12 protein-coding genes are annotated in these 13,125 nt (G+C 69.6%); 8 read left to right on the top strand and 4 right to left on the bottom strand.

All coding sequences use genetic code 11. The features are described from left to right. Positions 1-16 precede the first annotated feature (16 nt). Genes SSMG_RS22290 through SSMG_RS22300 form a run of 3 tightly spaced genes read right to left on the bottom strand, consistent with a single transcriptional unit; the run spans position 17 to position 2,159 of the window. On the bottom strand, positions 17-400 hold the full coding sequence (locus SSMG_RS22290) for a RidA family protein (protein ID WP_009079624.1): 384 nt from the start codon (positions 398-400) through the stop codon (positions 17-19). Further along, positions 400-1,158, bottom strand: coding sequence for an IclR family transcriptional regulator (locus SSMG_RS22295; RefSeq protein WP_009079625.1), 759 nt, complete (start codon positions 1,156-1,158; stop codon positions 400-402). The genes SSMG_RS22290 and SSMG_RS22295 overlap by 1 nt, the downstream gene beginning before the upstream one ends. Beyond that, positions 1,155-2,159, bottom strand: a complete 1,005-nt coding sequence (locus tag SSMG_RS22300) for a sugar kinase (RefSeq protein ID WP_286156970.1) — start codon at positions 2,157-2,159, stop codon at positions 1,155-1,157. The genes SSMG_RS22295 and SSMG_RS22300 overlap by 4 nt, the downstream gene beginning before the upstream one ends. A gap of 99 nt (positions 2,160-2,258) precedes the next feature. Here SSMG_RS22300 and SSMG_RS22305 point away from each other — a divergent pair, with 99 nt between their 5' ends. The 8 genes from SSMG_RS22305 to SSMG_RS22340 all read left to right on the top strand — a co-directional run bounded on the left by SSMG_RS22305 (position 2,259) and on the right by SSMG_RS22340 (position 12,221). Further along, the gene (locus tag SSMG_RS22305) at positions 2,259-3,557 is read left to right on the top strand and encodes an amino acid deaminase (RefSeq protein ID WP_009079629.1); all 1,299 of its coding nucleotides are present in this window, start codon (positions 2,259-2,261) and stop codon (positions 3,555-3,557) included. Beyond that, complete coding sequence (locus tag SSMG_RS22310; protein WP_037714498.1) at positions 3,557-5,152, top strand: amidohydrolase family protein; 1,596 nt, start codon at positions 3,557-3,559, stop codon at positions 5,150-5,152. Before SSMG_RS22305 ends, SSMG_RS22310 begins: the two co-directional genes overlap by 1 nt. Further along, complete coding sequence (locus tag SSMG_RS22315; protein ID WP_009079632.1) at positions 5,149-6,540, top strand: GntP family permease; 1,392 nt, start codon at positions 5,149-5,151, stop codon at positions 6,538-6,540. The genes SSMG_RS22310 and SSMG_RS22315 overlap by 4 nt, the downstream gene beginning before the upstream one ends. A gap of 31 nt (positions 6,541-6,571) precedes the next feature. Continuing rightward, positions 6,572-7,705, top strand: coding sequence for a lactonase family protein (locus tag SSMG_RS22320; RefSeq protein WP_009079634.1), 1,134 nt, complete (start codon positions 6,572-6,574; stop codon positions 7,703-7,705). A 75-nt stretch (positions 7,706-7,780) separates the two neighbouring features. After that, positions 7,781-9,064 (top strand): extracellular solute-binding protein, encoded by a 1,284-nt coding sequence (locus tag SSMG_RS22325; RefSeq protein WP_009079636.1) that lies wholly within the window; start codon positions 7,781-7,783, stop codon positions 9,062-9,064. 3 nt (positions 9,065-9,067) lie between these two features. Continuing rightward, positions 9,068-9,988 (top strand): carbohydrate ABC transporter permease, encoded by a 921-nt coding sequence (locus SSMG_RS22330; protein ID WP_009079638.1) that lies wholly within the window; start codon positions 9,068-9,070, stop codon positions 9,986-9,988. After that, entirely contained in the window at positions 9,979-10,833 is an 855-nt protein-coding gene (locus SSMG_RS22335; protein WP_037714502.1) for a carbohydrate ABC transporter permease, read from the top strand. The genes SSMG_RS22330 and SSMG_RS22335 overlap by 10 nt, the downstream gene beginning before the upstream one ends. 2 nt (positions 10,834-10,835) lie before the next feature. Then, positions 10,836-12,221 (top strand): beta-N-acetylhexosaminidase, encoded by a 1,386-nt coding sequence (locus SSMG_RS22340; RefSeq protein ID WP_086024989.1) that lies wholly within the window; start codon positions 10,836-10,838, stop codon positions 12,219-12,221. A gap of 68 nt (positions 12,222-12,289) precedes the next feature. On the opposite strand, the gene SSMG_RS22345 is transcribed toward SSMG_RS22340, so the two are convergent. Beyond that, positions 12,290-13,057 (bottom strand): SDR family oxidoreductase, encoded by a 768-nt coding sequence (locus SSMG_RS22345; RefSeq protein WP_009079645.1) that lies wholly within the window; start codon positions 13,055-13,057, stop codon positions 12,290-12,292. Positions 13,058-13,125: the final 68 nt, after the last annotated feature.

The following is a 13,125-nucleotide window of genomic DNA, read 5'->3' on the forward strand; positions in this document are numbered from 1 at the left end:
CGGACCACGAGCACCGTCAGTCGAGGACCGCGAGCACGTCGATCTCGACGAGCAGCCCGGCGGGCAGCCCGACGTACACCGTGGTGCGGGCCGCGTACGGGGCTTCGCCGATCAGTTCGTTGTAGACCTCGTTGAACGCGGCGAAGTGGCTGGTGTCGGTGAGGTACACGCGCACCATCACCGCGTCCGCGAAGCTCGAGCCCGCTTCTTCGAGCAGCGCGGTCAGGTTCTTGAACACCTGCCGGGTCTGGCTCGCGATGTCGTCGCCGACGATCGCGCCGGTGGCCGGGTCGAACGCGACCGAGCCGGCGATCTGCAGGATGTTCCCCTTGCGGACGGCCTGCGAGAAGTTCGCCGGCGGCTTCGGCGCGTTCTCGCTGGTGATCGCCGTCTTGCCCATCATTGCCCCTTTCCGTTCCCCGTCCATCCACTGTGGACGGAAGCTTCTTCGGCGGCGGCCAGCAGCTCGGGCACGAGCGCCAGCAGCCCTTCATAGTCAAGCAGGACTTTCGGCACCGACATAGAGGCCGCGGCGAGCACTTCGCCGCCCGCGCCGCGCACCGGCGCGGAAATGCAGTGGATGAAGTCCTCGTGCTCGGCGTTGTCCACGGCGTACCCGCGCTCAGCGACCTGGTCCAGCTCGGCCAGATACGCCTCGGGCGTGGTGATCGTGTTGGCGGTGAGCACCACGTAGTCGATCGAGCGGGCGATCTCCTCGCGTTTCGCCCTCGGCATCGCCGCGACCAGCACCTTGCCGACCGCGGTGCAGTGCAGCGGCGCGCGTTTGCCGACCCGCGAATACATCCGGACCGCGTGGTGTCCCTCGAACTTGTCGATGTACACCACCTCACCGTCCTCATAGGACGCCAAGTGCACGGTGTGCCCGGTGCGCGAGTTCAGCGCGGCCAGCGCGTCGTGCGCGCTGCGCCGGACGTCGCGGTCTTCCAGCGCCTGGTTGGCGAGGTCGAAAAGCGCGCTGCCGAGCCGGTAGTGCCGGGTCCCTTCGCGGCGCACGAAATGGTGCGCTTCGAGGGTGCGCAGGAGCCGCAGCACGGTCGTCTTGTGCACGCCGATCTCTTCGGCCAGTTCGTCGAGTGTCTTGCCCCCGCGGGCGAGGCCGCTCAGCAGTGTCAGCGCGCGGTCGAGACTTTGGCTCACGTGGCCACCACTCCCTCTCCGGTGAGCCGGACCGAACCCCAGCTGTCGGCGTCCGCCCGCACCAGTTCCGTCACGACGGCCTCGGCCAGCGGCACGCCGACGTCGTCTTGAGTCAACAGGGTCGCGGCAGCTTGCAGGTGCCCGCGCCGGAGCCTCGTCAACGGGTCGGCTCCGCGCAATGTCGCGGCCAGGAAGCCAGCCGCGAAGGCGTCGCCCGCGCCGACCGGCTCGACAACGTCCACCCGGAGCGCGGGCGAAAAAAGTGGTTCGGCCGCGCCCTCGACAAGAGTCGCGCCGCGTTCGCCGTGCTTGACCACCAGCGTGCGCGGGCCGGGCAGGAGGGCGCGCAGCTCTGCCGGATCGCCGGTGCCCCACACACGTTCGGCCTCGTCGTCGCCGGTCAGCACCAGATCGGCCTTCCCGGCGAGTTCGGCGAGGACCGACTGGTCGCGTCCGGTCCACAGCGCGGGGCGGTGGTTGACGTCGAAGGACACGAGCAGGTCGCCGCGCGGACGGTCGAGCAGTGCGCGGACGAGGGCGAGGCAGCTGTCCGAAAGCGCGGGCGTGATCCCGGAAAGGTGCAGCACGCGAACGCCGGAGAAGTCCAATGTGGACACCAGCTCCGGGCCCATGCCGGACGCGGCGGACCCCGTGCGGTAGTAGCGGACCGGACTGCCGCCCGCGCCGCTTTCCTTGACATACAGCCCGGTCGGGCGGGTCGGGTCGACCACGACGCCGCGGACGTCCACGCCCGCCGCCGCGATCTCACGGACGAGCGCGCGGCCGAACGGGTCGTCGCCGACCGCGCTCACCCAACCGCTGCGCACGCCGAGGGCGGGCAGGTGGCACGCGACGTTCGACTCCGCGCCGCCGACGGTGCGCAGCCAGGTGCGCACCTCGTCCGGCGGGCCGGGTTCGGCGGGCACGAACAACGCCATCGACTCGCCGATGCAGAGCACTTCAGGCGGTATTCCAGGCGACGCTGTCGGACTGCTGGTCACTGACGTTCCTTCCCCGTTGACCTGTGGCCACCCGGATGCTACACCTAGGCAACGCATTTTGCGCAACGTCCGTTGCAAGATACGCAACCGAGGTCCCAGATGAACAGCAACGCCGCTCTCACCGCCGCCGTCCGAGCCGGGCGCGGCGAACGGATCGACTGGCGCTTCCGCGCCCTCCCCCCGGCCCTGTCCGGGCTCACGCTCGACGAAGCCGCGGCCCGCCGCGCGAAGCTCTTCGACGACGGCTTCTTCGGTCCGTTCGTGGTGCTCGACGCGGACGCGCTGGAGCACAACCTCGCCACCATGGCCCGCTGGTGCGCCGAACGCGGGATCGCGCTCGCGCCGCACGGCAAGACGACGATGGCTCCGGAGCTGTTCGCGCGGCAGCTGGAGCACGGCTCGTGGGGCATCACCGCGGCGAACGCCGGGCACGTGCGGATCTACCGCGCGTTCGGCGTGCCGCGGATCCTGCTGGCGAACCAGCTCGTGGACCCGTCCGCGCTGCGCTGGCTCGCCGGCGAGCTGGCGGCGGATCCGGACTTCGAGTTCGTCTGCTGGGTCGACTCGGTGCGCAGCGTCGAGCTGATGACCGAAGCGCTCGCCGGCGCCGAGCGGCCGGTCGACGTGCTGGTGGAACTGGGCGGCGAAGGCGGCCGCACCGGTGTCCGCGACGCCGCGACCGCGCTTGCCGTTGCCGAGGCCGCGGCGAAGAGCCCAGTGCTGCGGCTAAGGGGCACGGGCGGCTACGAAGGTGCGCTCTCGCACCACACCGACGAAGCGGCGCTGGCGAAGATCAGTTCCTATGTGGACACTCTGCGCGACGCGACGATCACCTTCGCGGAAAAGGGTTTGCTCGCCGACGGTCCGGTGTACGTCACCGCGGGCGGCAGCGCGTACTTCGACCGCGTCGTGGACGAGCTGACCAAGCCGTGGCCGGACGGTCTCGAAGTGGTCCCGATCCTGCGCAGCGGCGCGTACCTGACCCACGACGACGGCTTCTACCGCGAGATCTCGCCGCTCGGCGAACACCCGCGCATCGCGGGCGTCGACAGCTTCCGTCCGGCGCTGCACGCGTGGGCGCAGGTCACGTCGAAGCCGACGCCGGAGCTGGCGCTGCTCACCGCGGGCAAGCGCGATCTGCCGTACGACGAAGGCATGCCGGAGCCGCAGCTGCTGCGCAAGGACGGCGTGGTCACCGAACTGACCGGGCACGCCGTCCTGAAGCTCAACGACCAGCACGCGTTCCTCGAACTGCCCGAAGGCTCGCCGGTCGAGGTCGGTGACTGGGTGCGACTCGGGTTGTCGCATCCGTGCACGACGTTCGACAAGTGGTCGCTGCTGCCGGTCGTGGATGCCGACGGCGAGACGGTGGTCGATTTCGTGCGGACGTGGTTCTGATGGATCTCGTGATCCGCGGCGCCCGAGTCGCCGACGGAACCGGGGCCCCGCTGGAAATCCGCGACGTCGGGATCGCCGGCGACCGCATCGCCGACGTCGCAGCGCCGGGAGAGCTGACCGCGCCGCGCGTGCTCGACGCGACCGGGCTGGTCCTCTCCCCCGGCTTCGTCGACATGCACTCGCATTCCGACCTGCAGGTGCTCGCCAACCCGGAGCACCTGGCGAAGATCAGCCAGGGCGTGACCACCGAGGTGCTGGGCCAGGACGGCCTGTCCTACGCGCCGGTCGACGACGAGGTGCTCGCGAGCCTGCGCCAGCAGCTGGCCGGATGGAACGACGACCCGGCGGGCTTCGACTGGAACTGGCGTTCGGTCGGCGAATACCTGGACCGGCTCGACCAGGGCATCGCGACGAACGCCGCGTACCTCGTCCCGCAGGGCACGGTGCGGATGCTGGTGGTGGGCTGGGAAGACCGGCCCGCCACCGACACTGAGCTGGCGCGAATGCAGGAACTGATCGCGACCGGGTTGGAGGAAGGCGCGTTCGGGCTGTCGTCCGGGCTCACCTACACGCCCGGGATGTACGCGACCACCGAGGAACTGGTCGAGCTGTGCCGCGTGGTCGGCGAGCGCGGCGGCTACTACAGCCCGCACCACCGCAGCTACGGCGCGGGCGCGCTGGAGGCGTTCGCGGAGATGGTCGACGTCTCCCGGCACTCCGGCTGTCCGCTGCACCTCGCGCACGCGACGATGAACTTCTCGGTCAACAAGGGCAAAGCGCCGGATCTGCTGCGGCTGCTGGACAACGCGCTCGACGACGGCTGCGACATCACGCTCGACACCTACCCGTACCTGCCCGGCGCGACCTATCTGTCCGCGCTGCTGCCGAGCTGGTCCACCGAAGGCGGTCTGGAGCCGACGCTCGCCCGGCTGTCCGATCCGGACACTCACGAACGCATCCGCGCCGAGATCGAAGAGTCCGGTTCGGACGGTGCGCACGGCGTGCCCATCGATTGGGACGCCATCGAAATCAACGGTGTCCGCCGCGAGGAAAACGCCGCGTTGGTGGGACACAGCGTCCTCGCCTCCGCGCGCGCCGCCGGGAAACCCCCGGCAGACCTGTATTTCGACACGCTGATCGACGAAAAGCTCGGCACGTCCTGCCTCATGCACGTGGGGCACGAGGAGAACGTGCAAGCCATCATGCGGCACCGCACGCACACCGGCGGCTCGGACGGCCTGCTGGTCGGCGCGCGGCCGCATCCCCGGGCCTGGGGCACCTTCCCGCGGTACCTCGCCCGCTACGTCCGCGAACTGGGCGTTCTCGAACTGGCCGACTGCGTCGCGCACCTCACCGGGCGCGCGGCACGGCGGCTGGGGCTGTCCGACCGGGGCCTCGTCCGTCCCGGTTTCGCAGCCGATCTGGTGCTGTTCGACCCGGACACGGTCGCCGACACCGCGACGTTCGACAACCCTCGGCAGCCCGCCGCGGGTCTCTCCCACGTCTTCGTCAACGGCGTCGCCGCGCTCGAAGACGGGTCCCCCACCGGCGCGCTCGCCGGGCATTCCCTTCGCCATCCCGGGAGTCGACGATGATTCACTGGCTGCAGACCAGCACGGCCGGTCTGCTCACGCTGGCCGCGGTGTCCATCGCGGTGCTGCTTTTCCTCATCATCAAGGTGAAGGTCGAACCGTTCATCGCCTTGATCGTGGTGGGCCTGCTCACCGCGCTGGCCGCGGGCGTGCCGGTCGGCACCCTGGTCGGCACCGCGCAGAAGACGTCCGATTCGCTGCTGGAGAAGGGCTTCGGCAGCATTCTCGGGCACATCGCGGCGATCATCGGGCTGGGCACGCTGCTCGGTTCGATCCTGGAGAAATCCGGCGGCGCGCGCGTGCTCACCTCGGCATTGCTGCGGACGTTCGGCGAGAAACGCGCACCGCTCGCGATGGGGCTTTCCGGGCTGATCTTCGGCATTCCGGTGTTCTTCGACATCGGCATTTTCGTGCTCGCGCCGCTGGTTTACGCGGCGGCGAAACAGGGCGGCCGGTCGATCGTGCTGTACGCGATGCCGTTGCTGGCCGGGCTTTCCATCACGCACGCCTTCATCCCGCCGCACCCGGGTCCGGTCGCCGCGGCCGGGCTGCTGCACGTCGATCTCGGCTGGCTGATCCTGATGGGCGCGGTCTGCGGCATCCCGGCCTGGTTCATCGGCGGCATCCTGTACTCGACGTGGATCGGCAAGCGCGTGAACGTGCCGCTGGCCGAGGACTTCGCGCAGCTCGCCGGGGAAGACGGAGAGCAGGAAGGCCCCGCGCCGTCGCTCAAGCTGGTCAGCGGGATCATCGCGGTGCCGCTGGTGCTGATCCTCGTGGGCACGTTCGGCAGCATCCTGCTGCCCAAGGGCTCCACCGGCGCCGGTATCGCGGCGTTCCTCGGCACGCCCGCCATCGCGCTGACCATCGCGACCCTGCTCGCGTCGTGGCTGCTCGGCCGCCGCCGCGGGATGAGCGGCGCGGACCTGGCCCAGCTTTCCGCCAGCGCGCTGCGCCCGGTCGCGATGATTCTCCTCGTGGTCGGCGCGGGTTCGTTCTTCGGCGCGGTGCTGTCCGCCACCGGCATCGGCAAGGCGGTCGCCGGTTCGCTGGGCGACGCCGGGCTTCCGGTGCTGCTGGCGGCCTACATCATCAGCTGCGGCATGCGCATCGCCCAGGGTTCCGCGACGGTCGCGATCGTGACCACGAGCGGCATCGTCGCGCCCACGGTGATGGAACTGCATTATTCGCAAGCACAATTGGCCCTTCTGGTGGTCGCGATCTCGGCCGGGTCGATCATCGCCTCGCACGTGAACGACGGCGGATTCTGGATCGTGTCGCGGTATTTCGGCCTCACCGTGACCCAGACGCTGAAAACCTGGACGGCTTTGGAAACAGTCCTTTCCCTGAGCGGTTTCGGTGTGGCAGCATTGGCGATGGCATTGGTCTGAACCACATCGGCACACGTTCCGGGGGTATTCGATGACCGAGATTTCCCGTCGCACGTTCGTCGGAGCGGTCGGCGCGGCCGGGGCCGCCGCCGTGGCGGGCGCACAGCTCGCCACGGCAGCGCCCCGTCCGCGCGCGGCCACGACGGTGTACGTGGGCAGCTACACCAACAGCGCGCCGGCCGGCCACGGACTGGACGTCACCGAGCGAGCGGCGGGCAGCCCCGCGCTCACGCCGGTGCGCACGGTCGGAAAGCTCACCGACGTCTCCTGGTTCGACCGGACTCGCGACGGCCGGATCCTGTACGTCACCAACGAAAACGAAGGCGCGGAGACCGGCACGGTGTCCGCGCTGGACATCTCCGACCCGGCCCGGCCGAAGCTGCTCGGGTCGGTGTCCTCGAAGGGCGGTTCGCCCACGCATCTTTCGGTGCACCCGAGCCAGAAGTACGTGCTGGCCGCCAATTACGACTCCGGCAGCGTCGTGGTGCTGCCGATCAAGCCCGGCGGCAAGCTCGGCGCGGCCACCGACCTCCAGCAGCACCAGGGCAAGGAGCCGCACGCGCACCAGGTGGTCACCGATCCGTCCGGCAAGTGGGTGCTCGCGGTCGACCTCGGCACCGACTCGGTGTACGTCTACTCGTTCGACACCGCCAAGGGAAAGCTGAAGCTGCACAAGCAGATCACCCTCCCGGCCGGTGCGGGACCGCGGCACCTCGCGTTCCACCCGAACGGCAAATTCGCTTACGTCGCCCAGGAACTGCGGCCGGAGGTCACGGTCGCCAGCTGGGACGCCGCCACCGGCACGTTCAAGCCGATCGCCGTGGTGCCCGCGGTCCCGCCGGGCAGCACCGGCGAACTGTTCCCCGGCGAGATCACTGTGTCGCGCGACGGGAAGTTCGTCTACGCCACCGTCCGCGGCCCCAACACCATCGCCACCTTCACCGTCGCCGACGGCGGAGCCAAGCTCACCTTGGTCTCCTCGGCGCCGTCCGGCGGCAACTGGCCGCGGCATCTCGCGCTGGACCCGGACGAGAAGTGGTTCTACGTCTCCAACCAGCGCTCCGGCACCATCGCTTGGCTGCCGCGCGACCCGGCCACCGGCCTGCCCGGCAAGTCGGCGGGTTCGCTCGCCGTCCCGAACGTCAACTCTGTCTTCTTCGTCTGAGAAAAACCGGGGCTGGCACGCCGCACAGCCCCGTCTTTCCCGGTCTCCGACCGGTCCCCGCGACAGGAGTCATCGATGAAGCTGCGTTCTGTCCTGCCCGTCGCCGCCGCGCTGGCGTTGCTCGCCGCGTGCGCGCCCACCCAATCCGGACCGGCCGCCGCCGGCGGAAACCAGACCGACGGCACGCTGCGGGTCTGGCTGTTCGACGAAGCCAACCGCGCCCCGAAGGAGGCCGCGGTCAAGGAAGCGATCACCGAATTCGAGGCCAGTCACGCCGGGGTGAAGGTCGACGTGCAGTGGGTCCCGGTCGAAGGCCGCGCCGACAAGTTCTCCGGCGCGTTCAACGACCCGTCCAACGCCCCCGACGTCGCCGAGTTCGGCAACACCGACGTCTCCAGCTACGCGCAGACCGGCGCGCTGTCCGACCTGACCAAGGACCTCTCGAACTGGTCGGACGGCAAGGACCTGCTGCCGTCGGTGGTGGACACCGCGAAGGCGAACGGCAAGATCTACGGCATTCCCTGGTACACCGGCATCCGCGCGTTGTACTACCGCACCGACGTGTTCGCCGAACTCGGCCTCAAGCCGCCGGCGACGCTGGCCGAACTGACCGACGACGCGCGAAAGATCCGCGAGAAGAAGCCCGACCTGTACGGCATCGCCACCGGCGGCAAATACACCTACGCGATGCTGCCGTTCATCTGGGCCAACGGCGGCGACCTGGCCAAACAGGACAACGGCAAGTGGACGTCCACTGTGGACTCACCGCAGGCCAAGGCCGGGGTCGCCGCGTACGCGAACCTGATCAAGGACGACATCTGCCCGCCCGCCGCCTGCGCCAACCTCACCGGGACGCAGAGCGTCACCGCGTTCGCCGGCGGGAAAGCGGGCATGGTGATCGGCGGCGACTTCAACCGCAAGGCCGTCGAAAAGGGCGCGGTGAAGGGCAAGTACGCGATCATGCCGCTGCCCGGCACGACCCCGGGTTCGGTCGCGCCCGCGTTCGCCGGCGGCAACCTGCTCGGCGTGTTCGGCGCGAGCCAGCGCCACGGTCTCGCGGTGCAGTTCGCCGAACTGCTGGCCGGCATCAAGTACCAGGAGAAGATGTACGCGGCGATGGGCAACCTGCCCACCCTCGCGTCGGTGCAGAAGAAGCTCGCCGCCAGCGACCCGACGCTGAAGGCCTTCGTGGACACGCTCAGCGCGGGCACGAAGTTCGTGCCGAGCACCCCGGCTTGGTCCAAGATCGACAGCCAGAACGTCCTGCCCACCGCCGTGCAGCAGATCGCCACCGGCGGCAAGGACGCGAACGCCGCGCTGGCCGACGCGGCCGCGGCGATGAACAAGAACTTCGGCTGACCCGTGGCCGCAGTCCGTTCCGCGACCGTCCGCCGCGACGGCCGCGCGGCCCTTCGCTACCTGCTGCCCGCCGGGATCCTGCTCGGCGCGCTGCTGGTGTACCCGATCTACCAGCTGGTCGTGATCTCGCTCTACGACTACGGCCAGCCGCAGGCGGCGGGCGCGGCCCCGCTGGTGTTCCTCGGCCTCGACAACTACGCCGCCCTGCTCGCCGACGTCCAGTTCTGGACGGTGCTGGGCAAGACGGTCGGGTTCGCCGCCGCCTGCGTCGTCGGCAGCCTGGTCGTCGGCACGGCGCTGGCCGTGCTGGCGAGCCGGGTCCGCGCGTTCCCGCGCACGCTGCTGTTCCTGGCGGCGCTCGGCGCGTGGGCGACCCCGGCGATCGCCGGCTCGTACGTCTGGCTGTTCCTCTTCGACACCGATTTCGGCCTGGTCAACGAGGTGCTCGCGGGCCTCGGGTTCAGCGGGATGGAGCACCATTCCTGGGCGTTCGGCACCTTCGGCACGTTCGGGCTGGTCGCCGCCGAGGTGATCTGGTGCTCGTTCCCGTTCGTCATGGTCACTATGTACGCCGGGATCAGCGGGGTGCCGAAGGAGACGCTGGAGGCCGCCGCGCTCGACGGCGCGTCGGTCTGGCGCACCTCGTGGTCGGTGGTCCTGCCCGCGGTGCGGCCGCTGCTGACCATCGCGACCGTGCAGTCGATCATCTGGGACTTCAAGGTGTTCACCCAGATCTACGTGATGACCAACGGCGGCGGCATCGCCGGGCGGAACCTGATCCTCAACGTCTACGCCTACCAGCAGGCGTTCGCCGGGCAGGAGTACGGGCTCGGCTCGGCCATCGGGGTCGTGATGACCTTGCTGCTGCTGTCGATCACCGGGCTGTACGTCCGGTCCCAGCGCCGGAGTGCCGCATGGCTGTGAAAGTCCGCCGCCCCGCGCGGCTCGTCGCCGAAATCGTGACCGTGGTGATCGCCGGGATCGTCGCGTTCCCGCTGTACTGGATGGTGCTGTCGGCGTTCAAACCGGCCGGCGAAATCCAGTCCGCACACCCGAAACCGTGGACGTTCGCGCCCTCGCTGGACAGTTTCCAGCGAGTGCTCACGGTGTCCGGATTCGGCCGGTACTTCCTGAACAGCCTCGTGGTCGCGGTCGTCGTGGTGCTGCTGTCCCTGGTGTTCTCGTTCCTGTCCGCGGTGGCGCTCACGCGCTTCCGGTTCCGTGGCCGCGGAGTGCTGCTGGTGATGCTGCTGGTGGCGCAGATGGTGCCGGTGGAAGCCTTGACCATCCCGCTGTTCTTCCTGATGCGCTCGGTCGGCGGCACGGTGCCCGCGTTCGGGCTCAACGAACTGGGCTCGCTCGTGCTGGTGCACCTGGCGTTCAGCCTGCCGTTCGCGATCTGGATGCTGCGCGGGTTCGTCGCCGCGGTGCCCGCCGAACTCGAGGAAGCGGCCACTTTGGACGGTGCGTCGCGGATGCGGTTCACCTGGCAGATCCTGTTCCCGCTCGTCGCCCCCGGGCTCGTGGCGGTGAGCGTGCTCGCGTTCATCCACGCGTGGAACGACTTCCTGTTCGCCAAGACGTTCATCATCTCCAAGACCGAGAACCAGACTCTGCCGCAGGCGATCCTGGTGTTCTTCAAACCGGAGGACACCGACTGGGGCGCCGTGATGGCCTCGTCCACCCTGATGACCATTCCGGTGCTGGTGTTTTTCGTGCTGGTGCAACGGAAGCTCGTCGGCGGGACGGCCGGGGCCGTGAAGGGATGACCATGTCCGGTTTCGCCGCTCTCCTCCCCCGTCCGGTGTCCGCGGAACCCGCGCCCGGCACCTGTCCGTGGCCCGCTCCGGTGGAGGTGCGGACCGCGGATCTCCCCGCCGAGGGCTACCGGCTCACGATCGCGCCCGACGGCGTCGCGCTCGAAGCAGCCGACGCCGCGGGCGAGTTCTACGGCCGCCAGACCCTGCGCCAGCTGGCCGGTCCGGACGCGTTCCGTGCCGTGCCGATCCATCATGGACCGGTCGAGCTGCCGTGCGGGACGGTCACCGACTATCCGCGTTTCGCCTGGCGCGGCTGCCTTTACGACGTGGCCCGGCATTTCCGGACGAAAGCCGAGGTGCTCCGGTTCGTCGATCTGCTGGCCGCGCACAAGCTGAACGTGCTGAACTTGCACCTCACCGACGACCAGGGCTGGCGGATCGAAACGCCGGAGTGCCCCCGGCTCACGTCCGTCGGCGGCTGGCGGAAATCGTCGATGGTCGGCAGGCACGACGGCCCGGAACGCGACGGCCGCCCACACGGCGGTTACTACACGGTGGACGATCTGCGCGAGATCGTGGCCTACGCGGCGACCCGGGCGATCACCGTGGTGCCCGAAGTGGACATTCCCGGGCACGCCCGAGCCGCCATCACGGCCTACCCGGAACTCGGTCCGCCCAGCGAAACCCCTTGGGAGGTCTGGACTTCCTGGGGAATCAGCACCTCGCTGCTGCATCCGTCCGAGTCCACTTTGGACTTCTTCCGGAAAGTCTTCGACCACGTGCTGGACCTCTTCCCGTCCCCGGTGATCGCCCTCGGCGGCGACGAGGTGCCCGGCGGCACCGAGGCACACCACCGGTTCGTCCGGGCGATCGCCGACCATCTCGTCGCGCGCGGCCGCACGCCGATGGGCTGGGACGAGGTCCTCGACGGCGGCGACCTGCCGGCCATGGTGATCGGCGTGTGGCAGGACCGCGAACGCGCCGCGCTGGCGCTGAAGGGCGGCCACGAGGTGGTGCTCTGCCCCGAGGACGGCGTGTACCTCGACCACCGGCAGAGCGACCACCCGGACGAACCGATCCCGGTCGGGTACCTGCAGGATCTCGAGCATTTCTACGGATTCGAGCCCGAGTCCGGACCGGGGGTGCGCGGGATCCAGGCGCAGCTGTGGTCCGAGCACCTGGACACCGTGCGGCGGACGGATTACGCGGCCTTCCCGCGGCTGTCGGCGTTCGCCGAGGTCGCGTGGAGCAGCGGACCGCGCGACTACGCGGAATTCCTGCCCCGGCTGCGCGACCATCACCTGCCGCGGCTGGACGCGCTCGGCGTGGAGTACCGGCCGTTGGACGGGCCGCGTCCGTGGCAGACCCGGCCGGACGCACCGGGCCGCCCGCGCTGATCCCTGCGGTTTCTGTCTCCGCGAAGCGGCTCGGCTTCGGTGTGCCCGAAGCCGAGCCGTATAGGTCGTTATACGCCAGCCGGGCCGAGGAAGGTTCCACCGGTAGCGTCGACGACCTGTCCGGTGACCCAGCGCGAGTCCGCCGAGGCCAAGAACGCGACCACGTCGGCGATATCGGCCGCCTCAGCGACCCGTCGGAGCGCGGACGCGGCCGCCGTCCCCGCGCGCATCCGCTCGTCGGCGAACATGTGCGCGGTGCGGTCGGTCGGCGTCGGGCCGGGAGCCACGCCGTTCACCGTGATCCCCCGCTGGCCGAGCTCCTGCGCCAGACTGCGGGTGAACACGTCGAGCGCGCCCTTCGTCATGCTGTACGCCAGCTCGAACGGCAGCGCGATGCGCGTGTCCGCCGACGAGATGTTGACAATCCGGCCGCCGTCCCGCAACACCGGCAACAGTTGCTGCACCAAGAAAAACGGCGCCTTGACGTTCACCGCGAACACCCGGTCGAACTCCTCCGGCGTCGCTGTGGTGATCGAGCCCGCGCCGGTCGCCGCGTTGTTGACCAGGATGTCGAGCGCGGCCTCGCCGGTGCGTTCGCGCAGCTCCGCAGACAGACGCTCGACCAGCGTCTTCGCGTCCCCGTCGACCCCCAGCGTCGCCTGCACCGCGAACGCCTGCCCACCGCTTGCCTCAATCGCCGCGACGGTCTCCTTGGCCGCCGCTTCGTCGCTGCCGTAGTGCACGGCGACCAGCGCGCCGTCGTTCGCCAGCCGCTGCGCGATGGCCCGGCCGATGCCCTTGCCGCCGCCGGTGACCAGGGCGATCTTCTTCGTCATTTCTTGCTCCCCTTGAGTGGTGAACTTCGATGTCCACACTTTCGAGGGGTCCGCTTACCGGGCGCGCA

This window comes from Streptomyces sp. AA4 (assembly GCF_000158875.1).
In the GTDB taxonomy this organism is placed as follows: Bacteria; Actinomycetota; Actinomycetes; order Mycobacteriales; family Pseudonocardiaceae; genus Amycolatopsis.

Excerpts from the sequence above, each read along its gene's own strand:
- SSMG_RS22290 (WP_009079624.1), bottom strand. The coding sequence starts at position 400 with ATGGGCAAGACGGCGATCACCAGCGAGAACGCGCCGAAGCCGCCGGCG.
- SSMG_RS22305 (WP_009079629.1), top strand. The coding sequence starts at position 2,259 with ATGAACAGCAACGCCGCTCTCACCGCCGCCGTCCGAGCCGGGCGCGGC.
- SSMG_RS22310 (WP_037714498.1), top strand. The coding sequence starts at position 3,557 with ATGGATCTCGTGATCCGCGGCGCCCGAGTCGCCGACGGAACCGGGGCC.
- SSMG_RS22315 (WP_009079632.1), top strand. The coding sequence starts at position 5,149 with ATGATTCACTGGCTGCAGACCAGCACGGCCGGTCTGCTCACGCTGGCC.
- SSMG_RS22320 (WP_009079634.1), top strand. The coding sequence starts at position 6,572 with ATGACCGAGATTTCCCGTCGCACGTTCGTCGGAGCGGTCGGCGCGGCC.
- SSMG_RS22325 (WP_009079636.1), top strand. The coding sequence starts at position 7,781 with ATGAAGCTGCGTTCTGTCCTGCCCGTCGCCGCCGCGCTGGCGTTGCTC.
- SSMG_RS22335 (WP_037714502.1), top strand. The coding sequence starts at position 9,979 with ATGGCTGTGAAAGTCCGCCGCCCCGCGCGGCTCGTCGCCGAAATCGTG.
- SSMG_RS22340 (WP_086024989.1), top strand. The coding sequence starts at position 10,836 with ATGTCCGGTTTCGCCGCTCTCCTCCCCCGTCCGGTGTCCGCGGAACCC.
- SSMG_RS22345 (WP_009079645.1), bottom strand. The coding sequence starts at position 13,057 with ATGACGAAGAAGATCGCCCTGGTCACCGGCGGCGGCAAGGGCATCGGC.